The following is a 23,267-nucleotide window of genomic DNA, read 5'->3' as shown; positions in this document are numbered from 1 at the left end:
CCATGGTTGAAGGTGCTTTGACAATAGTGGGGGATGAGTAACCAATCACGCGTCGGTGTCCCAGTTACGAACGTCGGCTTGTCGGTCTTGGAAACCGCCGCGATGATGTTCACCGTCGGACAAACAAATAGAACTAAGCCGAAAAGGTTGAAGATGCAATTTGAAGGAAAAAAAGGGCTGATCATCGGGGTCGCCAATGACCATTCGATCGCGTGGGCGATCGCTCAAGAAATCCTGAAACAGGGCGGCAAATGCGGTTTCACGCACCTTCCCGACCGAGCTGACGACGAAAAACGACGCAATCGACGCCGTGTCTCCAAATTGACGGATCTGGAAGACAATGCCGAATTCCTCCTACCCATGGACGCGAATAACGACGACGACATCCGCACCGTTTTTGAGCACACCGAGAAAACCTTCGGAAAAATTGACTTCCTGCTGCACTCGATCGCCTTCGCGGACCGCGACGATTTGGGCCGCGAAACGATGCACACCTCGCGTGCCGGCTTCAAATTGGCCATGGAAGCCAGCGTTTTTTCACTGCTGGCCGTCACCGCCGCTGCGGAGCCCATCATGAATCCGGGCGGTTCCGTGCTGACCATGACCTACTACGGCGGCGAAAAGTGCGTCCCCGGCTACAACGTCATGGGCGTCTGCAAAGCCGCTCTGGACGCCTCCATGCGTTACCTGGCCTTTGACATGGGTGCCCGCGGCGTCCGCGTCAACGCCCTCTCCGCCGGCCCCATCCGCACCCTGGCCGGACGTGCCGCTGGCGTCGAAGAAATGCTGACCATGTACGAACACATGGCACCGATGGGCCGCAACGTGACTCACGAAGAAGTCGGAAAATCCGGTGCGTTCCTGCTGAGCGATGCCAGCTCCGGAATCAGCGGCGAAATCCTGCACGTGGACGGTGGTTACAACGCCATGGGCAGCCCCGGACGCTTGCTCGACGAAATCAAAAAGCATTCGAACTAGCTCCTAGCTAACTGCTAACTTCAACTCCTCCTCCCCAAGGACTTCCCATGGTTCGCACCGCTTCGACGATGATGCCACTGGGCACTGCCGCCCCTGACTTTTCGCTGCCCGAAACCGATGGCGGAACGGTCTCGCTTGCCGACTTCAAGGACCACAAGGCCTTGCTGGTCATCTTCCTTTGCAATCACTGCCCGTACGTCAAACACGTCGCCGAGCAACTCAAGTTGCTGACCGATGAGTACATGCAGCATGGCGTCGGCGTCGTCGGCATCAACAGCAATGACATTGCGAAGTACGCCGACGATGACTTCGATGCCATGAAGGCCGAAAAGGAATCTCGTGGCTACGGATTTCCATATGCCTTGGACGAAGACCAATCGGTCGCCATCGCCTACGGAGCCGCCTGCACACCCGACTTCTTCTTGTTCGATGCCGATCACAAACTGACCTACCGCGGCCAGCTCGACGCCAGCCGCCCCAAGTCCGACCTGCCGGTCACCGGCGCGGACCTGCGTGCGGCACTCGACGAAACCATCGCAGGCCGTTCGCCCAAGGCGGAACAACGTCCCTCGATCGGTTGCAACATCAAGTGGAAAGAAGGCAACGAGCCGACTTACTTCGACCCCAACGGCACCGCGTGAACCCGATGACTCCCGGAACGCTCTTGAAGGACGCCCGAGCCATGTTCTCACATGGCGTCGAAGCGGTTCTGGGAGACCGTCTGATCATCGATGCGGTCTCCTTCGATGAGACCGCCATGCTGATCGCTGAGCACTCGATTCGCAAAGACTCCTTCGATCGCGTGGTGGTTGTCGGTGCCGGCAAAGCCTCCGCGGCGATGGCCGCGGGTTTGTCGGAAGTCATCCAGAACAACCTGACCACCGACAGCGGCGAAGACTTTCCCGTCATCGGGCATGTCAACGTGCCCGAAGGATGCCACCGCGACCTGCCCGGCATCACGATCCAGGAAGCTCGCCCGGCGGGCGTCAACGAGCCCACGATCGCCGCCATCGAAGGCACCGATCGGATCCTGCAATTGGTCGCAGACGCCGGTCCTCGTGACCTCGTGATCGGGTTGATCTCCGGCGGTGGCAGCGCGCTGCTATGTCGACCATCCCCTGGCATCTCGCTGGACGACAAACTGACGGTCACGCGTTGGCTCAGCTCGCACGGCGCCGACATCGTGGCCCTCAACACCGTCCGCAAACACCTCAGCGAAGTCAAAGGCGGTGGACTCCTGCGAGCCAACCAAGCCGGTCAGTTTCTTACCCTGATCCTCTCGGATGTCCTCGGCGACCCGCTCGATCTGATCGCGTCTGGCCCGACCGTGCCCGACACCTCCACGGCAATCGATGCCCTGGCCGTCTTGGACCATTTTGATCCTGATCACCAACTCCCCAGTCTCGTTCGTGAACATCTGAAACGAGCCGCCGACCACCCTGCGTCCGCCATCGCGGCTGCCGACCATTCCACGTTCGTGCTTGGCAACAACGCCGTCGCGGTCGACGCAGCCGGAATCGAAGCGGAATCGCTGGGCTACAACCACGTGATGCATTGCCATCGCCAATCCGAAGGCGAGGCGGAAACCGTGGGCAGGCACCTCGCTGACCTAACACTGACGATGCTGCAAGCCGACCCGGCCGTGCACCGACAAGACGCCTTCCTGAGCGGCGGCGAACCCACCGTCTCCCTTGCAGACGCGTCCATCCGAGGCATCGGAGGCCGCAACGGGCAACTGGTCCTGGCCGCCTACGCTCGCCTTTTGGAACTGAACCTGTCCGACGACCAATGGTCTCGGCTAGCAATCCTGTCGGGCGGCACCGACGGCGAAGACGGCCCCAGCGACGCCGCGGGCGGAATGATTGACGGCAGCATCCATCGTCGAATTGTCGAGCTTGGTCTCGACGTCCACGACGCCTTGCGACGCAACGACTCGCACAGCTTTCTGCGGCAAGTCGGCGGCTTGCTCCTCACCGGGCCCACCGGCACCAACGTCTGCGACCTCCGCATCGCCCTGGTGGACCATCCCCAGCACCGCCGCCACACGAACTGACTCCATCGCCTGCGTCCGCAACACACCCGGCCGCGTTTCCCTTCGGGACCCAAACGCCCGAGTGAAAGACTACTTTTCGAGCGAAGCATACAAGTGCCTTCGAGCATGTGAGCCGTTTGGGCATTGGCCCCGGTTCCCACGCAGTCCCGTCAGGGATTTCAGACGGTCGCCATCGGTCGCGTAGCGCACCGACGGATCAGAGGCAGACACCAGCAATCGAGCACGACCGTTTCTCAACCATGCTCCTTGAAATCAACGGCACCAGTCATCTGTTCCAAGCTGCCCGGATCGGTCACAATCAACCCTCAGGATGAGTCCAACTCATCCCCACGCACCCGTGGCACAATTGGATAGCGCGTCGGCCTCCGAAGCCGAAGGTTGTGGGTTCGAACCCCGCCGGGTGTACTTGGCTAAAAACCCCGTGATTCGTTGGTAAAACGATTACCTGCCGCCGTTGGCAGCGGCCTCGGGGCTTCCGCCCCGAGCTATCAACGCGGGCTCCCCCGGAGCCATTCTCAAAACTTCGCCCCGGACGGGGCCGACTTCACTAGCTCGGGGTGGAAGCCCCGAGAACGTTGGCGGACATCACCAGGCCGCCCCGGACGGGGCCGTCGTCGATGATGCGGCGAGAAATCCCCACGTCCAGAGAAGGCCAATTTGAACGCAAGCTTGTAGAACGCGCACCGCTGCGCCACATCCAGAATACGCCCACTGCAATCGACTACCACATCGAGGGGCTATCAAACGGCTGTGGCAAATTCCCTTCACCTGCGGGCTGGGTGGAACCGGACGACGACCAATCAGCTCCAACGTCATCCATCTCGGGGTGCGGTGAACGCGACGAATGGCTTCGGCGTCCTTCAAAGTCTCGAGTCCCATCGAAGCCAATCGTTCAAGCATTTTCAAGTTCTCGCGGTTTGTCCACGGAGACCACATCGAGTGACACGCCCTCGTGTTTTTGCAGGTAAGCAAGGATGGCAGATAGGTTTTCAGATCGTGGGTTGCCATCCTTGCTCAGCATTCGCATGAGACTTTGTGGTTTGAATTCACCAAGCCCCTTGGCCAAGCCTTCAAAACCGATCGTTGCGTTGACGTAGTCGCGAAGCGTCAACCGCCCAAGTGCCGCCTCACCGTTTATGAAAGCAGCAACGGCCGACCGAAGCATCGACACGCGAAACTCCGGATCGTTGTCCGCCTTCTCTTTGATTGTGTTGATGAACTCTCTCGTGAGTGCCATGTCATTTCTCTTTCCCCCTCGGCGTCCGTCCCGAAGGCTTGTGGGTTGTTTTCTTTGCTCGTGTCTCCGCCCGTTTTCGGGCCTTGTAATTGGCCCAGTTCGTTTTTGCATCCTCAATGTCGCGTTGCTGACGCTTCTTCGTGCCGCCCGCAAGCAGGATGATCCATTCATCACCGTCCCGGCCAAAGTAGATTCGGTACCCCGGACCAAACGTGATGCGGCGTTCGGAAACACCTTCGCCAACTGGCTTCACGTCCCCCAAATTTCCAAGCTCCATCCGCAAAACAACTTCACGGATGCGGTCGGCGGCTTGGCCATCCAAAGCGACAAACCATTCACCGAATGGAGACCGGCCATCTTCGTTTTCGAACTCTCTTACTGAGGGCATATCGCCTCCCTGCTCTTGAAAGATTGCTCCCGATGGCCATGACTCATTCCTTTTGCCCATCGGATGGGATAGGCACGCTCCAAAGATAACACATGCGTTATCTTTTGTCAATCGATTGGACCTTCGCCCCGGACGGGGCCGACTTCACTAGCTCGGGGTGGAAGCCCCGAGAACGTTGGCGGACATCACCAGGCCGCCCCGGACGGGGCCGTCGTCGATGATGCGGCGAGAAACCAATGAATCACTACGCACCAAGGACTCGCTGCCTCATCCACTGCATGAAAACCAAGTTGACATCGACAACGAAGCAGGTCGGCAGGAATGATCGGTCACAACGATGTGAGCCGTTTGGGCGTTAGCCCCGGTTGCACGCGGGAGTAACAACGCTACCCAACACAGTTCAAGTGCCGAAAGACTCCTGCCAACGTGCTCAGCGCTGCAGCAACATGGAAAGTTCCGCAAGCGACGTCCACCAAGTCCGCATCGAGTCATACACATCCCAATCCACATGACGATTGGTTGACCGTTCGCGGGCCAATCGAAGCACCACCATATTCTGAAATCGCTTCCAAGGAATCAGTGACACGGAAACGCCACGCCGCACACCAATCGGTCCGGTCTGAACCTCGATGCCAGCGGCAATTCGCGAACCGATGTAGCGACGACCAATGGACTCGTTCGCCGCAACAACCGTGAGCCGTTCGCCCGACAAGCTTCCGTTTTCAAAGATGAATCGATCCCACACCGGAGCACGCTCCAACGACCATTGATCTCCGCCAGCAGGAGTCAGCGTGACAGAGGATTCCGCATCGTCCACGTCAGAAGAGATCGCTATGAGCCCTCGTCGTTTCATTCGATCAAGGGTCACGTGAAGTTGTGAGTCGGTGAGTCCGTGCGAATAACCAACATTCATGTGCAGCGAATACACCTCGCTGGCAAGGCACCGAGTCATCACGGTGTGCTGCCAAAGGAAATCGCAAAGCAGCAACTCGGCATTCGAGAGGCTCGAGTATCCAGTCCGCCGCGGAGGAGCATCCATTCACTCAGTAGGGAAATTGAACAATACGGGTGTGTCTGAGACGCGTTATGGTAATACGTTCAAACCCATGCGTTCCCAAGAACCTGCTGAATTGCCTGCTCAAGTTTTTCTTCCTCCGCTTTTTGATTGAGGAACCAGTCGGTTGACCAAATCCGGTGGATTTCCCATCCTCGCGACCGGATGATCTCTTCTCGAAGTCGATCGCGGTCGCGAGCGCTGCGAGCAGAGTGATACGTCGCACCGTCGCATTCGATCCCCAGCAAGAAGGATCGGTCACCATCACGCCTACGAACACCGATGTCGACAAAGAAGCCAGCCACGCCGACTTGAGGAACCGCCTCCAGTCCCATCTGCTCGATCTTCCGACCCTCCCACCTCAGTGAACATGCTGCATCGAAGCGAGCGAAAAGACGCATCTCTTTGGCCACACGAACATGCTCACCACAGATCAGCAAAGCAACGCGTCTGTCTTCCTTGCGAAAACACAGCGTTCATGCACCCCCACATCGGTCGACACGTGAGAGCTTCCTCGCTGATTGCCGGGAACGCCAAGTTCCGGCCAGAGAAACTCGTCCATCGCTATGGCTTCAAAACGACCTTGATGCAGCCGTCTTCTTTGTCGCGGAACTTTTTGTACGCTTCCGGGGCGTTGTCCAAGGGTTCGACGTGAGTGATCACGAACGATGGATCGATCTCACCGTGGGTGATTTTTTCCATCAACGGTGTGAGGTAACGCTGCATGTGAGTCTGGCCCAAACGAATCTGCAACGCTTTGTTCATAGCGGTTCCCACTGCAGGCTCACGCTGCTGAAGTAAACACCGGGCACAGACACTCGACCGCCTTTGCGGCAACACTTGAAGACCTCGTTCAGCACGTGCGGTCGATCCGATCCGAGATGCAGCGCTGTCTTGGCATCGTCCAGCGCGGACTGCAAGTTGCCCGCGGCGTGATTCTCCGCCCCGACCGCATCGATGCAGCAATCCGGCCCGCGGCCCTTCGTCCACTCCTGCAAAGTCTCGTACACATCCGATCTTTCGTAGTCGATGACTTCCGCCTTGGAAACCGATCGCGCCATCTCCAATCGCTCGGGCACGTTGTCGATCGCGATGACTCGTTTGGCACCAAGCATCCAAGCACTTTGGATGGCGAATTGTCCAACAGGACCACAGCCCCAAACCGCGACCGTGTCGGTGGATTGGATGTCGCAGTTTTCCGCCGCCATGTAACCGGTCGGAAAGATGTCCGACAAGAACACGACTTGTTCGTCCGGCAGTCCATCGGGCACTTTGATCGGTCCGACGTCCGCAGAAGGCACTCGCAAGTACTCCGCTTGCCCTCCCGCGTATCCACCGAGCATGTGCGTGTCGCCAAACAAACCGGCGGGCGAATGCCCAGCATCTTCTCAGCCTGTTCCGCATTGCGATTCGAATCAGCCCACATCGACAATGCCGCATCGCGAAACGCTTCAAAAAAAACCCGCCACGACTGAGTCCAATCGTGGCGGGCGGGCGAATTGACAATGCGATGGCGTGCTCGAATCAAGCGGACACGCCCACATGCAAAAGGCTGAGGTTCACGTCACTTTGAGGCTGACCCAAAAAGTGAATCGTGATCTCGGCGCCGGGCTGGCCATCACGCACGACTGGTGCCGCGTACACCGAAGTGATCGCCGGGTTCTTTGCATTTTGCGAGGTCAGCGTGCAGAACACATGCCCAGAACGAACGCGAGTTGGCACGAATTCTCGCAACTGATTCTTCGTTTCCGCGTCCGGCGTTTCCCGCGGCGAAAGCGTCAATTCCGAGCAAAACACGTCGGTCACTGAAGCACTTCCGTCGGACGCTTGGGCCGGGCGGTTCGCGAGAATGCCAGCCAAACCGCCGACGCCTCCGGTGAGCAATGTGCCAACCGCTTCACGCCGTTTCATACTACTTTTCATGACGTCTCCTTCGAATCAATCGACCAGGGTGGAAGCTAGCGCTCATTTCTCCATTTGACCTTTCTGAGCCGCCGACTTCGGCGAAGCGGCACCTAACTGTGGCTTGTCACCCAGCGGTCGCATTCTGACCACGGAGTTGGAGCCTTTTCCGTCAAACGATTTGCCCTGGGTCCATTCGCCGCGTGGCGTTTCAAAGTCATCGCCAATGCCAAAGGACTGGAACGCGTAGGCGTAGTCACTGTTCTCGTTCTCTTGTGGGAACGAGTTCGGGATCGGATGGTTCTCCGGACCGCCGAGCTCTTCCCAAGCCGCGAGCCATTGGTTTTGGTGCATGGTGTCGCGAGCGATCATGTAGCTCAACATGTCTTTCATGCCAGGATCGTCCGTCATTTCCCACAACTGAACCGCGAGCATGCGTCCGGTGGATTCCGCGGTCGCGTTGGCCAGCATGTCGGCGGCAACGTTTCCGCTGGCATACACATGGCTGCAATTGAACGGCACACCTTCGCTGTCGACCGGCATCGCGGCCATGCAGGTGCCGATCGCATGTTGGATGTTCATGCCTCCCATTGCCGCCATTACGACTGGGTCTTTCGCCGCCTCTTCTTGTTCCAGCGGTGCGTCTTCCAGGTTCAATGCAACAGCGGTTGCCAACATTTCAATGTGGGCCATCTCTTCGGTGCCCGTCTCCAGCAACATATCGCGATACTTTGCCGGACCACGTGCGCCCCAAGCCTGAAACAGATATTGCAAGCAAACGCGAACTTCGCCCTGAATACCGCCGATTGCTTGCTGAAGTGCCTTGGCAAAGATCGGGCTTGGTTTTTCAACGCGAACCGGATACTGAAGCTTGCCACCATCGTGATAGAACATCGATGACCTTTCGATTTGGAAGTGGGAAGAAAAGTTTCTCCAATAGCGCATCGACCGAAGCAAGTCATGCGCCATCTCACTTCATTACCGATCACATCATGGATGTTTCGGACTGAGTCAATCCCGCCAGGCTCCTGTCATCGATTCACGCCCGACGCTTTCGTTTGCGGATCGCGTCGGAGATTCGGGGCTGGCCAAAATCGTCGTCGAAGAAATCTTCCGAATCGTCTTGCTTGGTCAATACATCTCTCATCTCCGGTTGAGATGGTTGGTTTTGAGACAGCAAATTTCGTTCGAGCAAATGACGACGAACGAGCTTCAGCAATTGATCACGGTAGCGATCGGCGTTTTGCCCTTGTTCGATCCAAGCACGCACTTCAATTCGTTGAGACCGTTGGCCGACGCACACCAAAGTGGCTTGAGGAGCCGGTGTCAGCAGCACATCGGGCTGCTCGATCATCAATTCCTGCAAGGTCCGACACAGGTCCGCGGGCCGCTCGTCTCGCGTGACCGCGACTTCCATGGGGATCACACACAAGCGTCCGGCCCCCATCCAGTTGACCACGTCGTCACTGACAAAGTTCTTGTTCGGGATGATCACTTCGCGACCGTCATCGTCCGACAACACGGTCGTTCTCAGACGCTGTGCCGCGACGCGTCCGGTGAAGTTCCCAACCGTGATCAAATCACCCAATCGAGCAGGTTTTTCAAACAACACGATGAATCCGCCAAACAGGTTTCGGACCATGTCTTGCAAACCGAAGCCCAAGCCAATCATCAGACCAACGGCCAGCCACTGGATCGTGTGCCAACGGACTCCGATCCATTTGCAGGCGATGAAGCACCCAACACTGAACAGCAGGAACCGCCCCAACACCAACGTGAAGTGTTCCATGCCCTCATCAAACGACACTCGCTGCAGCACCAAGGCATCAAACAAGGCTGGCAGCAACTTGGCCAATTGAAATGCGACGAACAACGTGCCCGCGGCCAGCAACAAATGCACGGCGGTGACGGGCGTCGTTTCCACCACCGATTGCATGACGGTTTGCCCCATCGCGTTGACGCTGGCTTGTTGCACGGTGTCGTCCACCGTCCACAGCTCCGGGTTTCCCATTCGGACGTTTGGGAACACGTCGATCCAAAGCCAACCAAAACACACCACCGCGCTCAACACCAACGCACACTGACATAGGAATGCGAGGTGATGTTTGAGTTCCAAGAAATGTTCGCCCAGAGCCCCGGCAACACGGCCAGCCTCAGGCTCGTCGTACTCGTCCTGTTCTTGTTTGGTCGAACGCGTGCCCGTCAGCAAGTCCCAGGCTTCGGCGGACACATACTTCACACCCGCCCAAAGAATCGCCGTCGACATCAACGTCACCGCCGTGAAGATGATCCGCTGAATGATCTCATGCGTGGTGACGCTGTACCCGAGCGTGGACAAAGCAATCAAAAACAACGGCAATCCAATGCCGGCCAAGTACATCAAGAACCGACCGCGATGAATCACACTGCCGCAGAACTTCTCAATCAACGGTTCCAGGAATCCACCAACGGGACGAAGCGTCAAATGCATCGTCCACGCCGCCAACAACATCGTCAGGATGAATCCCACGCGAGCAACCGAACCACGCCACATCCCGTGATCCACTTCACTCATCAACGTGATCGTGTAAGCAGCGATGACCAATCCCATGCCGATGATCGTCAGGTACTTCATCGCACGTGGTCGACGAGGCATTTCAATGTCGACGTGTTGATCCAAGTATCCATCCGCCCGCAACCACTGCCGCGGGACCTCGATCAACCAAGCCACCAAACTGGCAGCACAAAAGGCATCGGAGGCATGCAAGGTTGCTTCGGAAACCACGCCCGTGCCCAACCAACGCCCGACCCAAAACAGGATCGCAGGAATTCCTGAAGCGACCAGGACCGTCAGCACACCCGCAAACAATTTCCGTTTGTGCGGCGAGGCCTTTCGCATTCGTTTCCGACTTCCAATCGCAATCAGTGCGGACTTGGCAACCCAACGCAGCACCAGAATCAACACGACGCCGACCAACAGACCGATCGCACCGACCGGGTTGGTCGAAATCTTTCGTTCAAAGGTCGGTCCAAAATCTCCGCTGCGGTTGGAATCGAACAAAGCCGCCATCCCAGCCTTCAAATTCTGGGCGTCGCTCAGCCCGAGTGGCTCATCGCTGCGGATCCACATGACGTGCCGGTCGATCAGCATTCGATAATCGTCCGCCAATGCCTGCGATGCAGTGGCAATCGAATCCAATTCGCTGATCTTTTGCTGGTGATCCTGATATCCGATTTGCAACGAGCGGATCCAGGCACTGCGTTGTCGCAGCAGCTCTTCGACTTGCAATCGCAACGGGTCGCCATAACGAGTGGCGTCGTAACCGGCCGCCGCAAGAACTTCTGTGGCTTGCTTTTCAGGTTCCGTCCCATCCAATCGGATCAGGTCCAATTCCAATTGCTGCTGGCGTGACTTTCCCAGAGCCTCGCTCGCCAAAGCAGTTTGACTGTTTTCGATTTGCCATTGTTCGAGCTGATCTTTCTTGTGACGCAGCAACAAACCAATGGTTGGCGTCAGACCGTGTTGCGTCAACTTCTGATTGACATCCTCGTAGTCAGTCCGTGTGGCCTCGAATTGTTCGCTCGCTGCGTACACTCGACTGGCGAGTTGGTTGTAGTCCGCTGCGAGAACAATCCATTGCTGAACCAGTTCCGCATTCTTCTCAGCAATGTCAGCTGCGATGGGATCCGAGGTTTGGGCGGCCGAGCGAAACCGGTTTTCCGACTGCTGGGCCGCGCGCACGTGCATCTCTGCGTACGGCGATTGTCGCCAATCTTCCACCTCAGTTCGTTGACGAGGCAGCAACGGATAACTCGCCGTGGTTGCTTCGGTCGAATCGACTGCGTTCCAATCGGAACCGTTGCTCGACTTGCCATTGCCTGCCAACGAGGATGTCTGAGTCGTCCCAGAAAAAGGGCGTTGAACGGGGCGTCGATTCGGTGACGAATTCGTCGTGGCCGAATTCGTGGACGACGAGGGTCGTGATCGAGAGCCAGAGGTGGAACGGGATGACGTGTTGGATGTGAACGCTGGCGGCGACAAACGACCTCGCGAAGAGGTTTCCGTGTGGCCGGGCCAGCTTTCAACGGGTTCCGATGGAGTCGACCAAGATGAACTCGACGACGCCACTGGCAACGACGTTTCAACGGGGTAGGTCGTGACAGACGAAGTGGTGAACGGCGGCGGTTGCGGGGTCGTCCAGACGATCTCCTGTGCGGACGCCACACCCATGCCGAGCCAAACCAGGAAACAGCACCCCATCCACAACAGCGTCGCGGTGCTGCCGTGCTGCGAACGATCGACATTCACCGCCTGCAGCACTGCGTGACGCGGCTCGAATCGCGATTGCGAAACAGAACGAAACGACTTCGATCTCAATGGGTGGTTCATCGGGACCACAGCATGCAAACAGAATGGCGGCGAAACCGCCAGGAAGAATTGGCCGCCGGCGGAGAACGGACACCGAATGAATACGGAAAATCGGGGTTCATCGCCACATCGATCCAGTTTCACACCCGACGAATCAACAAAACAGCGAGCGTGCCAGATTGAGACGCGGATCAACCACGGACGACCACGGCCTGGCAGTGGTCCACTTGTGTTCAGAAACGTTTCCGATAGGGTTGGAATTGAAGGGCGGGTCATCAAAATTGTCGGGATTCGCCCAGTCCAATTTCTCAGGATGAATTTGATGTTCACGAAGCTCACTCAATCGTTGCTTGCCCTTTCTTTGGTCGCTGTTTTGGCTGGATGCGAAAAGGGCTCGGACTCCGCCGCTGGAATCGCTGATCAAGCCAAAGCAGGTGTTGATTCCGCCGCTGTTACCGCCAAAGACGCGAGCGCAGACATGGTCCCAGAAGCTGCCAAAGAAACCGTTGACGGTGCGATCGACCAAGGTGGCGACAAGGCCAAAGAAACGATCGACGCAGCCGCTGGCACTGCTGAGTGATCAAATGGAGTCCGATTGATTCACGATCCATCACGGAGCCCGACTGGCCGGCGAGTTCAAATTCCCGGAAGTTGGCTCCGTTTTTTTGTGCGCGTGCCTCTCCGCCTCTGCATCGAAATTGGCTCGCGTTCGCGTTGAACGTTTCGATGAGTCTGTGCCAGCACGGAAACAGTTGCGGACAACTGTTCGACTCAGGTTCCGCCCAATCCTGCCTGCCTGTTCATTTCGTATTCAGAGCTCGGGCCGTTTTCTGATGCCGCGTCCCGGCGGATTTCCACTCTCCCTTGTCCCTTGTTCCCAGGCTCTGCCTGGGAACACACTGTCTTGGAGGCTCCGCCTCCCGATTCTGTCTCAGCAGGCGGAGCCTGCAGTGCATTGCGTTCCCAGGCAGAGCCTGAGAACGAGCAGATTTTTTTGTAGGTTGGCCACTCTTGGCCGACATCCACCACTCTGACGGACAAGAGTGCCCATCCTACATGCGTTCAAACGTCGTTGATGACTCAAATCGACAAGCCGGTTGGAGACGGGAGGAGTCGAAAAGCGAGATTTCCGAGGGAGGGCAATTCACGCCGTCTCCCGTGCCCGGCCCTCACCCTCGCGTACGCCTGAACGGCGTCGCCCGACCTCTTCCATCAAGGGGCCTAGAAACAGCGGGTGGCAAACGGACAATGAATGGCCCGCTCGGTCCGCCGAGAACATTGGTGACTCTCTCATGCCCCAGGATCGTTTCGTGGCCTCCGATTCCATTGCCAGCCGCGTTCAACAACTCGTCGACGAAATCAATCACCACAATCGTCTGTACTACGACGACGCGGCTCCTGAGATCACCGACCTGCAATACGATCAATTGCTGGCCGAGCTCACCCAACTCGAGAACGAACACCCCGAACTTCGCCAGCCGAATTCACCGACCCAGTTGGTCGGTGGCGCGGTGGTCGATCAACTGGTCCAGGTTCCTCACCGAGTCCCAATGTTGTCGATCGACAACACGTACAGCCGCGAAGAATTGGCGGCGGCGATGGAGCGAATTGAAAAGTCGCTCGAAGGCGAATCCGTTGCCTGGACAATGGAATACAAAATCGACGGCGTCGCGGGTTCGATTCGTTACGAAAACGGGGAACTGGCACTGGCTCTCACACGAGGCAACGGGCAAGTCGGCGACGACATCACTCACAACATTCGTACGATTCGCGAATTGCCTCGGTCCATCGCCGATGCCGCTCGCGCCCATCCTGAAATTGCCGGTGGAAACGTCCCTGAGGTTCTCGAAGTTCGCGGCGAACTCTACATGACCGACGCCGACTTGGCCGACCTCAATGTCCGCCAAACCGAAGCCGGTCACGAACCGTTCAAGAACACACGCAACGTCACGGCGGGCACGATCCGCTTGCTCGACCCCAAGATCGCAGCTTCGCGAAACATCCGGTTCTTTTGTCACGGCAGCGGCGAACTGGTCGGCGTTCAAGCCGCTAATCACATGACGTTCCTCAAGCATGTCGAGGCACTGGGCATTCCCATCGCACCGGATGTTGTTCGCTTTGAGAACAAAGAGGACGCCCTCCAAGCGATTGCGAAACTGGAACTGGAAATGCCCGACCTGCCATTTGAGATCGATGGCATCGTGTTCAAAGTCAACTCGTTCGAGCAACGCGAAAAACTGGGCGTTCGCAGCAAGAGTCCGCGCTGGGTGATCGCTTACAAGTTCGAACGCTACGAAGCCATCACCACACTTGAAGCAATCGATGTGCAAGTCGGCAAGACCGGCACGATCACGCCGGTCGCGTACCTGACGCCCGTCGACATTGCCGACACCACCGTCTCGCGAGCCTCGCTTCACAACGCCGACGAGATCGAACGGTTGGACGTTCGTGTCGGCGACACGGTGGTCGTTGAGAAAGCCGGCAAGATCATCCCCAAGGTCGTGCGGGTCGAAAAACATGCTCGCACCAAACCGCTTCCCAAATTTGAATTCCCAACTCATTGCCCAAGGTGCGACGAACCACTGACACGTGACGAGGGCGGCGTTTACATCCGCTGCACCAACCCGGCATGCCCCGCTCAACTTCGCCAACGACTGGTTTACTTCGGCAGTCGAGCGGGCATGGACATTGATGGTTTGGGCGAAGAGGTGGTCGATCTGTTGCTGCAAAAGGAACTGGTCGAAAACTACGCTGACCTGTACCGATTGAAAGTCGATGAACTTGCGGAGTTGACTTGGCCACGACTGCGAAAGGGCAAGGGCGACGAGATGATCGAAGTTCAATTCGGTCGCAAAAATGCCGAGAGCCTTGTCGCGGGGATCAACGAAAGCCGCACGCGTGGGTTGGCCCGTGTGCTGTCATCGATCAGCATCCGCCACATCGGACCTCGCGTCGCCAAATTGATTGCGGCAAAGTACTGGAACCTGGATCTGCTGCGTTCGGCGAAAGCAGAGGACCTCGCTGCGATTCATGAAATCGGTGACCGAATCGCCGAAAGCCTCCTTAAATTCATCCACAGCGAATCGGGTTCGCAAACGCTGGCGGAATTGGACGCAGTGGGCGTCACGATGTCGGGCCCCGAGCCAGTTGAATCACCAGACGACACGGAAGACCGGCCATTGGCAGGCAAGAACATCGTTGCGACAGGGACGCTGCAGCACTACACCCGCGACGGAATCAAAGCTCGGATCGAAGAACTGGGCGGACGGGCAGCGAGCAGCGTGAGCAAGAAAACCGACTTTGTGATCGCCGGTGAAAAAGCGGGCAGCAAACTCACCAAAGCGGAATCGCTGGGCGTCGAAGTCCTCAGCGAAGAGGAGTTCCGTTCGCGATACGAAACCGACGATCACGAAAAACGTACGTCAGCCTTTCCAGGCTGAAGAGTAGAACAGTTGTCCCCTACTGTTCCGTCGAGCATTTCTCGAACGTCAAGCCACGTCGCCCCCCATCCCATTGGTAACCATTCGCGTCTCGCTGCTCGAAGACAGAAACCCGTCACGCAAACATTTGGGGACAAATGTTCTACTCTGCTGCAGCTTCCTCGTCCGACTTCGGCGGCAGCTTGCCGCCATTTTCCTTGGACTCGATCACAGCCTCTTCCAAGTCACGCACCAGCTTCGGGCTGATGTGCTTGGTCAGCAACTCACGGGTCACGCTGAACATCTCGTCGACCTTGCGTTGCTGATTGGCATTCTTGCCAATCGCTTTGATAAATTCGGTCTGACGCTTGCCCATGTCATTGGCGAGCCGTTCATTGGTCGGTTGGTTCCGCAACACCTCCAACAACTCTTCGGCCGATTCGAGGTCTCCTCGTTCCAGCCGCATCATGATCCGAGCCTTGAACAATTCACGAATCGCCAGCAAGTCGATGATCGAGTTCTGAACGCCACGGATGTAGGATTCCGCCTGCAACCGCATGTCGTCGCCGGCAAGATCCGCGACAGCATTTGCATGGTGCCCGGGGACCATCGGCAATCGAGCCAACACCGCTCCACCATTCTTGACATACAGCAAACGCAGTGGCTGGTCCTTGGCAAACTCGACATCCAAGCGACCGTTCCAATCGGTGCGTCCGATGAACGTCATGCTTTTGCCTTCCAGTTCCTTTTCGTAGATCTCGTATCCAATCAGCGGCTGATTGGGGTCACCCTTGGCATGCAAACGCAACAGGGTCTGGTCCTTCCGCGGCCGAATCCGCAGTCCCATCCGGTGCGTCCTGGCATTCTTGCGACCTTGCAAACCGCCCGCACGCCCTGCATGGAAATCCATCTTGACGCGTCTGCCATCCAACTCTTTTGCCAGCAAGTAGGCCCAGTCGAGCGGCCCAATCGAAATCGGATTGCCGTTGCGATCGTCCTTGCGAACCATCGGCACCAACACGTCGCCCACCTGGACGAGGGCAGGCGATTCCTTGTCGGTCACCAAGCCGGATGCTCGCACCAATCCCACCGCGTTGCTCTTCCCCGCATCATCAATCCGAGCGACGGGAGCAAACACATCTCGCAATGTCGAGCCAACCACTTCGGGCAACAGATTGAAACTCGACACGGTGGCGCTGGATGTGTCACCGAAGTACCGCATCAGTGTGTCGAATTCCACGCTTTCAACCTTCATGGGCGTGGTCGCCGTTCGAATTCGAACGATGAAGATCTTGTCATAGGCTTGGGCGGCATCAATGACTTGGCCAGTGATCGGCGGCACGATGATCTTGGCTTCGGGCTCCGTCAGCGTTTCCGCCATCCCGCGAGAGACCAAGATGGCCTCCGTGGTCTCGGTCGCCCATGCTTCTTTCAGCGCGACCGCATCGCCCTCCACCGGATGCAGGATTTGCAACCAAGCATTCTTGGGGGAACCTGGATCGCCAACCAATCGCGAACGCACCTCTTCCATGCGTCCTGGCGTGGTCAGAATGCTGGAGGCGTAACGTCCCACATCGCCTGCGAAACGAATTCGAACCGCGTCATTGTGAGATTTTTTGAGCGCGATCACCGGGTCGGTGGCAGCCAACGTGTCGAAGTCGACTTCGGACAGGACGCGCATTGCCATCGAGGCAACGGACGTGGGTGCGTCGGCAATCGTCGTTCGCCACACCGCATGAAAATCGCGATCCAGCACCTTCTGCAAATCGTCTCGTAACGTGTCGGCAGACACACGCGGCGAATCGGAGGCCACCCAAATCAAGGTTCGGTAAGGGGCAAAGTCGAACGGGGGTGGCTCCTCAGGCTCGGCCTCCGCCTCGGGATCAGCCTCTGCATTGGCATCCGCGACGACAGTGGTTTCGGCACCCGATTCCTGAGCCGGCGCAGACGCGAGCGATCCGAACGTCACGAACAAGACGATCAGTCCAATCGCACACCGTGGCAGAAAACGGAAATTGGAAAACAAGGTTGCGATACTCATTGACTCAACCGCCATTTCTCAGCGTTTTGATACAGCGACACGATGTCGGAACCCACACCCAGCAGTTCTCGGCTGTAGGCATACGAATCAACCAATTGCCACAACGGCAACACGGGCAATTCGTGGTGAGCGATCGCGTGCAAATCCAACAAACGATCTCGAGCGTCGCGCCAGTTCTTTGACTCCTCCAATCGACGCAGCCCCAAACCAACCAATTGATCGGTGCTGCCGGCCATGCCTTCGGGGCCCAACACTCGTCGAGCGTCAATGATCGGTTCCCAAACGGCCGCGGAAACATAGGCGATGTCAGCGGTGCCAGGATCCGGGAACGCGCGACCGACCGGCAGTTCGACAAGCTCGATTTCAAGCCCCAACAACTGCCACTGGCTGCGAATGGCCTCGCAAGCGATCCGGGAAAGGTTCTCCGGCGGAAACGCCAATCGAATCGGCTTCAGCTCCGGTGGTTTTTCCTTCTTGCGTGATGCCTCGGATTCCATTTGTTTGGTCGTCATCGTCATCAGCAACTTCGCCAAACGAGGCTCATAGTTGCGAGGTGCGATGGATTGGTCGTAGGCGTAACCGAGCGGGTCATTGTCTTCGAGCCCGGCAGGGAAAGGACCGGAGAGCACGCGGCAACCAGGCACTTCCAAGCTTTCCAACAACTCGCCGTTGAGGATGTCTTCGCGGTTCGTGCCGTACACCAACGCACGTCGGAATGTCTTGTCGGCGAGGTACTCGTGGTCGCTGCAGGGAACCAGCATGTGCACGCTGGGCAAGGGATAATTGACCACTCGCACCTTCCGATTGCTGGACAACCGCACCGCATCGGCGGGGAACAGTTGGTCCAACACGTCGACTTCGCCTTGCAGCAGTTTACTGACCCCTTCGGCGGCGGATTCGGTTCGAATCTCGACAATTTCTCGAGGCTGCAATTCGGTGCGGGGCTCGCCTTTGAGAACGTACCGCACCACGTCGCCTTCGACGACATCTCGGCGATAGTCCCCCGTCGGCGATCCAGGCTCGCCACCGAACCAGGACCCATCGACAGTGACCTGAATCAGCGCCGACGGAAGCACATTGGGACGACGCAAAATGCAGTCAATCCGCTTGGGACCGTCCAGCCCGATGGCCTGAACCGCGGCCGCCCAAGGCGAGAAGTAAGTCGGTGATTCTGATTGGACGCGTTCCGCCAAAACATCCGCGAGGTAAAAGCCATCGACCTTGTTGAGCGGTTCCGGCAAACGCTCGGGTTCAATGAACATCGAAAACCGCTGACGGTCAGGGCTCTGCTCGGTGTCGCCGAAAATGAACTCGTACTCGCCACCCTCGGGACCGGCCCCCTGCATCTCAAACAGGACACGGTACAGCAACCGCCCAGCACGACGCGCGGCCCAGTTGTCCAAGCGAGTCGGGTCCAGCACGGTGGCCGTTTGGAGCACACCGACATTCACCAGCGGGTAGATCTGGTCGACTTTGCGAACCAGTTCCGTGCCGCCTTCGATGTCCGGTTTCAGAAAAATGCTTTCTCGCGAAAATTTGCGAGCGTCGCGGTAGTTCTTCGCTTCCAATGCCGCCAAGGCGAGGTCCCGTTTGTCTTCCGCCATCGACAGGAATTGAGCGTTCCATTTCTTGATCGACGACAGATTCTGGCCCCGGTACTCCTTTTCCAATCGAGCGAGCAGTTGCTGGCCCAACTCCAACTTGCCATCGCTGACGAGTTGTTCCATCAGTTGATCCGTCAACGCGCCGATCGCGGTCAGCACCGTTTGTGTTTTGTATTCGGGAGCGTAGCGACGCAGCTCCTCCAGCATGGCCAGTGACGCACCGAACTCTCGATTCTTAGCGCGTCGCCCCGCATCTCGCCACAGGAACTCAGTCCGCAATTGACGCATGCCAGGCCGAGCCGGGTAGTCACGAATCAGCACGGACAGGAACGGATAAGCACCGACGAAATCACCCGCCTTGATCCGTTCCGCCGTCTCTCGTTCGAGCCGTGTTTCCCAAAAGTCGATGTTCTGGATGTCCGTCCATTTGGCAACAAACTCCTGCTGCTCCACACCGACAATGCTGAACTTCAACGACCCACTGGGGGAAGCTGGCATCTCTCGCCTCGGCAACTCCAGCAACCGAGTTTTCACCCAACCGCCACCGGCCTTTTCCGTGAAGAAGATCAGGTCATGAGGCTCTTCTTGCAACAGCTCCAAACCGGGAGCTTCCGGCCGGCCGGATTCGGCGTAGTTGAGCAACTGAGCTTGCGCACTGGTTGCACCCAAAACACAGAGCATCAGGAACAGAATGCTATTCCGAACCATGCGGTGAAGGCGGCGAGGTCGTCGAAAATGCAACACGTTGGAATTCATCAAGGACTGGAAGTGCATGGATCAGGCGTCACCGGGAATGTTCGTGATGTAAACGACACCTTCGGTGCCCGGGACCAGCAGCTTATCGCCCACCGGCAAAGGACCGGCCGACAAAGGCTGGCCAAGTTTCGTTGTCCCAACCACGTTGCCCGAAGCGGGATCGATCGAGGTCAACCAACCGTCTTTCCCCGTCAAAACCCAGCGTCCACCAATCGAGACGACCCGGTCAACCAACTGACCGGCTTCAGGCATTTGCGTTTGAAAGAGAGGTTCGCCCGAGGCACTGAAGCCTCGCAACACTTGGTCATCCGTGATCACCAATGCGATCTCGCCAGTGGATTCGGATTGGGCCGCAACGGGTCCCCAAACAACACGTCCATCCAAGACCTTCTTGAAGGTTTGCTCGAGACCGGTCTGGTCATGCCCCACCAAGAAGTCCGAGGCTGGACCACTGACACTGCCAAGCAGACTCGACTCCACACCCGCCACGGTTCCTAAGAAAGGCGACTCCAAATCAACGCTCGACAACTCTCGAATTTGGTCGCCGACTCGCAACCGGTACAGTTTTTTACGACTGTCTGCGATCAAGACTTGGTCCGGGTCCGCAGCACTGTTGATGGGGTTGGTCCACTCGACGGTCGCCGTGGGGTCGCTGGCCGGTTGGAACGGTGCCCCTTTGACACGCCCCGTTTGCCAATCCATCAACACCGCGCGTCCGGTATCGAGCGGCAAGAACAAACCACCACCGCTGAACGTTGCCACGCCGGTTGGCTTGGGCCCCGTCAATTGGAATGTGACCTTGCGAAGCTTCTCACTTCGACGAGTCGGGTCGTAGATCAACGCTTCGCCCTTCTGGGCTTGGTTCAACAGGATGCGGCGAACGTCGTCCACCGCGATTGGGTTTTGGAAACTCATGGAGATCCCCTTGGCACCGGGGTTCTCAATCGGGCCCTGCGTCGAGCCCGTCGCCAGTGATTCCGAGGTCAACTCGAACAAGGCTCCTTGGCTGGTCACGGCATGGAAACCGCTTTCCGGTGCAGGCGTGATCATCGCGATCGGGGTCCCCACATCGGTTTGCCACAGCATGTTCCCCGTCTTGGGTTCGGCCGCCGTCACGCGAATCGCAGAGGTGCCTTTCAAGACGCGAGCGTGGACGAGCACATCTTCGAGCGACAATGGTTGGCCGATGAAGGTGTCACCTTCACTTTTCCCCCAACTGAAAACCACTCGCCCCGTGTTGATCTGCAACTCGTAGCGACCAATTCGTGTGCCCGTGATCCACATTTGACTGCGTCCGACCGCCATCCGAGTCAGCGTGGGTTTGTCATACGCGGCGACCTGCTGAGCGATCAACGAGACCTGATCTTTTTCCGAGGTTGGCTCGATGTCATACACCGCCACTTGGCCGCGATCGGTCAACACGATCAGACGACGATTCTGAACAATCGGTGGAACCACCACGTTGCCATCCAACCGGAATGGACTCTGAGCAATCTTGATGTTCTCCCCGTTTTCATCGACTTTCAAAACGTGAACTTGAGCGTAATCGCTGCCCGTGTTTTCGATCACAAACACGTGGCCGAGCAAGGACACGGGAGCGACCGCGATCGTTCCTTCATCGTGTTCGAGATACAAACTCTCGATGCATTTGCCATCGCGTGCGTTGAGCACGTACAGGTTGCTGTGACTGCCGGGAATGTAAATCCGATTCAGAGTGTCATCGAGTCCGGCGGGCGTCGACAATTCCTGGGACAGATCCGTTGACCATTTGACGTCGCCAGAATCCGAATCCATCGCGGCCAGCGTCCCGGACTTCATCGTCACCAAAATGGAATCGCGTCCGGCAACGGGTTCGACAAACGGTTCGCCGATTTTCGCACGCCACTCCACTTCACCGTCTTCTCCACGGCAGCGACGAATTTCATCGTTGGCCATGTCCGACAACAAAACCGCCGTGCCATCGTCCAATCGCAACGGCGTGTAGTCTTCGCCTTGTCCGGTGTAATCACGCCACAACAAGCGACCGTCGTCGACTGCGAACGCCAACACCGATCCACCCGCACGAAGAAAGAAGACCTCGTCTTCAATGCCGGGAATCGAATTGCCTTGGCGCGTGGTCAACACGATGGACCGCAGCGCGGCATCTCCGGCAGGCTCCGCGCTGATCTCAGGTGTCTTCGCCGATGGCTTGACCAATGTTTGCTGGATCTCGCTGGCCTCCTCGACCAACGTCACCAAGCGTGAGTCCTTGGCCAGTTCAGGGAAATCACGCAGCAACGAATCACGTTGGTCGTAGGCTTCCTTGGTCTTCTTTTCCGCGAGTGCGGCTTGCATCGCCGCTTCCGTCTCGTCCAGGCGAACGTTGCGATCGATTTCTCGTTTGACGCGGTTGCGAGCCTCTGAGAGTTGCAACAACCGACCCGACAAAGTCGTCTTCATCGATGACAACATGTAGTTCGGGTTGTCAATCAACGTTTGTTGCTCATCAAGCCGCTCAAGCAAGCGTCGTTTTTCTTCGGTTTCCTTGGCCGCCTCCGCTTCTCTGGCGATGTTCTCGGCAACATCGACCAGGAAACCTGCCAGGTTGCCACGTTCATCGTTCATTGCCTCCTCGTTGATAACGGTTGGCAACTTCTCCTTCGCCATTTCCAACCCAGCCACCGGATCGGTCATCTGCTCCGCACGAAACAACTCGCACATCGTGATTCGCGTTCGAGCCAGCGAAGAGTATTGGCTGCTTTCGCCAAATTGATCGAGGTAAGCGATGTAAGCGTCTTGAGCCGGCTGATAGCTTTGGCTGTCGTATTGTTTGTTGGCGAGCGCGATGAACTCGTCCGCGTTGCCCTTCGAAAGCACGAACCAAAGCACACCGCCGGCAATGATCAAGAATCCAATGATTCCCAAGTAGCCGTAGATTTTAAATGAGTCCCAAGTCGACTTGGTCTCAGGTTTCTTGATCCGAGAGGAGGACGGGCGACCGCGTGATGGTGCGTCCCCCATCGAATCCGCTTCGGCGACCACTTCGACGGGTTCCGCGACAACGGCTTCGACTTCAATGGGATTGTCACCGAACGGGTCGTCGTCTTCGATGATGGCTTCGGGAACATCGTCGTCATCGATCAGTTGTGCTGTCAGATCCTCCTCGCCATCGACCACTTCCGCAGCTTCGGAATCGTATGACTCACTGCGCAGTTCGCCAATCAGCTTGGTCGCTTGGAATCGTGTCAGCTGGCCATTGTCGACCAACAGCTTGGCCACCGCTTCGGGCGTCACGCGTGAGCCTCCTTGCGACATTTGTTCCCGCAACGCCTCGATGATCTCTTGGTCCAAGAGACCCCGCCGTTCCAGTTGGTCAATCAGTTCGTTTGCAAGCATGTTGTTGATTGTGAAACCGCCGACCATCGAGCCGGTGGGTTCTGTTGGTGGAGAGAAAAGACAAGAGTCAAAGAATCACAAACGCCGACGTGGGGAATTCGCCAACGTGCTG

General features: G+C 57.5%; 18 protein-coding genes and 1 tRNA gene. 7 read left to right on the top strand and 12 right to left on the bottom strand.

The window, feature by feature from the left end; translation table 11 throughout:
• The first annotated feature begins 153 nt into the window (after positions 1-153).
• The 4 genes from UH5x_RS18420 to UH5x_RS18405 all read left to right on the top strand — a co-directional run bounded on the left by UH5x_RS18420 (position 154) and on the right by UH5x_RS18405 (position 3,436).
• The gene (locus UH5x_RS18420) at positions 154-978 is read left to right on the top strand and encodes an enoyl-ACP reductase FabI (RefSeq protein ID WP_047816766.1); all 825 of its coding nucleotides are present in this window, start codon (positions 154-156) and stop codon (positions 976-978) included.
• Positions 979-1,025: 47 nt separating this feature from the next.
• Entirely contained in the window at positions 1,026-1,619 is a 594-nt protein-coding gene (locus UH5x_RS18415; protein WP_482633279.1) for a thioredoxin family protein, read from the top strand.
• Between the two features lie 41 nt (positions 1,620-1,660).
• Positions 1,661-3,031, top strand: coding sequence for a glycerate kinase type-2 family protein (locus UH5x_RS18410; protein ID WP_482633278.1), 1,371 nt, complete (start codon positions 1,661-1,663; stop codon positions 3,029-3,031).
• A gap of 331 nt (positions 3,032-3,362) precedes the next feature.
• Positions 3,363-3,436: transfer RNA gene (locus tag UH5x_RS18405), tRNA-Arg, on the top strand.
• Between the two features lie 487 nt (positions 3,437-3,923).
• On the opposite strand, the gene UH5x_RS18400 is transcribed toward UH5x_RS18405, so the two are convergent.
• From UH5x_RS18400 to UH5x_RS18360, 9 genes are all read right to left on the bottom strand, one after another.
• On the bottom strand, positions 3,924-4,268 hold the full coding sequence (locus UH5x_RS18400; RefSeq protein WP_047816661.1) for a helix-turn-helix domain-containing transcriptional regulator: 345 nt from the start codon (positions 4,266-4,268) through the stop codon (positions 3,924-3,926).
• 1 nt (position 4,269) lies between these two features.
• Positions 4,270-4,656 carry a type II toxin-antitoxin system RelE/ParE family toxin gene (locus tag UH5x_RS18395; protein WP_047816660.1) on the bottom strand — a complete coding sequence of 129 codons (387 nt, stop codon included), beginning with the start codon at positions 4,654-4,656 and terminating at the stop codon, positions 4,270-4,272.
• 430 nt (positions 4,657-5,086) lie between these two features.
• Complete coding sequence (locus UH5x_RS18390) at positions 5,087-5,695, bottom strand: hypothetical protein (RefSeq protein ID WP_482633277.1); 609 nt, start codon at positions 5,693-5,695, stop codon at positions 5,087-5,089.
• Positions 5,696-5,754: 59 nt separating this feature from the next.
• Positions 5,755-6,045 carry a hypothetical protein gene (locus UH5x_RS18385; RefSeq protein WP_482633276.1) on the bottom strand — a complete coding sequence of 97 codons (291 nt, stop codon included), beginning with the start codon at positions 6,043-6,045 and terminating at the stop codon, positions 5,755-5,757.
• A gap of 229 nt (positions 6,046-6,274) precedes the next feature.
• On the bottom strand, positions 6,275-6,475 hold the full coding sequence (locus UH5x_RS18380; RefSeq protein ID WP_482633275.1) for a hypothetical protein: 201 nt from the start codon (positions 6,473-6,475) through the stop codon (positions 6,275-6,277).
• Complete coding sequence (locus UH5x_RS18375) at positions 6,472-7,053, bottom strand: zinc-binding dehydrogenase (RefSeq protein WP_482633274.1); 582 nt, start codon at positions 7,051-7,053, stop codon at positions 6,472-6,474. Before UH5x_RS18375 ends, UH5x_RS18380 begins: the two co-directional genes overlap by 4 nt.
• A gap of 181 nt (positions 7,054-7,234) precedes the next feature.
• Entirely contained in the window at positions 7,235-7,621 is a 387-nt protein-coding gene (locus tag UH5x_RS18370; RefSeq protein WP_482636020.1) for a hypothetical protein, read from the bottom strand.
• A 54-nt stretch (positions 7,622-7,675) separates the two neighbouring features.
• Complete coding sequence (locus tag UH5x_RS18365; RefSeq protein ID WP_482633273.1) at positions 7,676-8,506, bottom strand: manganese catalase family protein; 831 nt, start codon at positions 8,504-8,506, stop codon at positions 7,676-7,678.
• A 145-nt stretch (positions 8,507-8,651) separates the two neighbouring features.
• A complete protein-coding gene (locus UH5x_RS18360) occupies positions 8,652-11,372 on the bottom strand; it encodes a mechanosensitive ion channel domain-containing protein (RefSeq protein WP_482633272.1) in 2,721 nt (906 codons plus the stop codon).
• Between the two features lie 172 nt (positions 11,373-11,544).
• Here UH5x_RS18360 and UH5x_RS18355 point away from each other — a divergent pair, with 172 nt between their 5' ends.
• The 3 genes from UH5x_RS18355 to ligA all read left to right on the top strand — a co-directional run bounded on the left by UH5x_RS18355 (position 11,545) and on the right by ligA (position 15,400).
• Positions 11,545-11,745 (top strand): hypothetical protein, encoded by a 201-nt coding sequence (locus UH5x_RS18355; protein WP_482633271.1) that lies wholly within the window; start codon positions 11,545-11,547, stop codon positions 11,743-11,745.
• Between the two features lie 537 nt (positions 11,746-12,282).
• A complete protein-coding gene (locus UH5x_RS18350) occupies positions 12,283-12,540 on the top strand; it encodes a hypothetical protein (RefSeq protein WP_047816763.1) in 258 nt (85 codons plus the stop codon).
• Between the two features lie 712 nt (positions 12,541-13,252).
• Positions 13,253-15,400 (top strand): NAD-dependent DNA ligase LigA, encoded by a 2,148-nt coding sequence (gene ligA, locus UH5x_RS18345; protein WP_482633270.1) that lies wholly within the window; start codon positions 13,253-13,255, stop codon positions 15,398-15,400.
• Between the two features lie 142 nt (positions 15,401-15,542).
• On the opposite strand, the gene UH5x_RS18340 is transcribed toward ligA, so the two are convergent.
• Genes UH5x_RS18340 through UH5x_RS18330 form a run of 3 tightly spaced genes read right to left on the bottom strand, consistent with a single transcriptional unit; the run spans position 15,543 to position 23,182 of the window.
• A complete protein-coding gene (locus UH5x_RS18340) occupies positions 15,543-17,435 on the bottom strand; it encodes a hypothetical protein (RefSeq protein WP_482633269.1) in 1,893 nt (630 codons plus the stop codon).
• Positions 17,417-19,798 carry an ABC transporter substrate-binding protein gene (locus UH5x_RS18335; protein ID WP_482633268.1) on the bottom strand — a complete coding sequence of 794 codons (2,382 nt, stop codon included), beginning with the start codon at positions 19,796-19,798 and terminating at the stop codon, positions 17,417-17,419. The genes UH5x_RS18340 and UH5x_RS18335 overlap by 19 nt, the downstream gene beginning before the upstream one ends.
• Positions 19,799-19,801: 3 nt before the next feature.
• The gene (locus UH5x_RS18330; RefSeq protein ID WP_482633267.1) at positions 19,802-23,182 is read right to left on the bottom strand and encodes an outer membrane protein assembly factor BamB family protein; all 3,381 of its coding nucleotides are present in this window, start codon (positions 23,180-23,182) and stop codon (positions 19,802-19,804) included.
• Positions 23,183-23,267: the final 85 nt, after the last annotated feature.

The sequence above is a fragment of the Rhodopirellula sp. UH5 genome, assembly GCF_056839225.1.
This window is presented reverse-complemented; position numbering and strand designations above follow the sequence as displayed.

What these genes read in the sequence shown, in the direction of transcription:
- UH5x_RS18410 (WP_482633278.1), top strand. Translation starts at nt 1,661, where the DNA reads ATGTTCTCACATGGCGTCGAAGCGGTTCTGGGAGACCGTCTGATCATC.
- UH5x_RS18350 (WP_047816763.1), top strand. Translation starts at nt 12,283, where the DNA reads ATGTTCACGAAGCTCACTCAATCGTTGCTTGCCCTTTCTTTGGTCGCT.
- UH5x_RS18395 (WP_047816660.1), bottom strand. Translation starts at nt 4,656, where the DNA reads ATGCCCTCAGTAAGAGAGTTCGAAAACGAAGATGGCCGGTCTCCATTC.
- UH5x_RS18335 (WP_482633268.1), bottom strand. Translation starts at nt 19,798, where the DNA reads ATGCACTTCCAGTCCTTGATGAATTCCAACGTGTTGCATTTTCGACGA.
- ligA (WP_482633270.1), top strand. Translation starts at nt 13,253, where the DNA reads ATGCCCCAGGATCGTTTCGTGGCCTCCGATTCCATTGCCAGCCGCGTT.
- UH5x_RS18385 (WP_482633276.1), bottom strand. Translation starts at nt 6,045, where the DNA reads ATGGGACTGGAGGCGGTTCCTCAAGTCGGCGTGGCTGGCTTCTTTGTC.
- UH5x_RS18340 (WP_482633269.1), bottom strand. Translation starts at nt 17,435, where the DNA reads ATGGCGGTTGAGTCAATGAGTATCGCAACCTTGTTTTCCAATTTCCGT.
- UH5x_RS18400 (WP_047816661.1), bottom strand. Translation starts at nt 4,268, where the DNA reads ATGGCACTCACGAGAGAGTTCATCAACACAATCAAAGAGAAGGCGGAC.
- UH5x_RS18420 (WP_047816766.1), top strand. Translation starts at nt 154, where the DNA reads ATGCAATTTGAAGGAAAAAAAGGGCTGATCATCGGGGTCGCCAATGAC.
- UH5x_RS18365 (WP_482633273.1), bottom strand. Translation starts at nt 8,506, where the DNA reads ATGTTCTATCACGATGGTGGCAAGCTTCAGTATCCGGTTCGCGTTGAA.
- UH5x_RS18380 (WP_482633275.1), bottom strand. Translation starts at nt 6,475, where the DNA reads ATGAACAAAGCGTTGCAGATTCGTTTGGGCCAGACTCACATGCAGCGT.
- UH5x_RS18375 (WP_482633274.1), bottom strand. Translation starts at nt 7,053, where the DNA reads ATGCTCGGTGGATACGCGGGAGGGCAAGCGGAGTACTTGCGAGTGCCT.
- UH5x_RS18390 (WP_482633277.1), bottom strand. Translation starts at nt 5,695, where the DNA reads ATGGATGCTCCTCCGCGGCGGACTGGATACTCGAGCCTCTCGAATGCC.
- UH5x_RS18330 (WP_482633267.1), bottom strand. Translation starts at nt 23,182, where the DNA reads ATGGTCGGCGGTTTCACAATCAACAACATGCTTGCAAACGAACTGATT.
- UH5x_RS18370 (WP_482636020.1), bottom strand. Translation starts at nt 7,621, where the DNA reads ATGAAACGGCGTGAAGCGGTTGGCACATTGCTCACCGGAGGCGTCGGC.
- UH5x_RS18415 (WP_482633279.1), top strand. Translation starts at nt 1,026, where the DNA reads ATGGTTCGCACCGCTTCGACGATGATGCCACTGGGCACTGCCGCCCCT.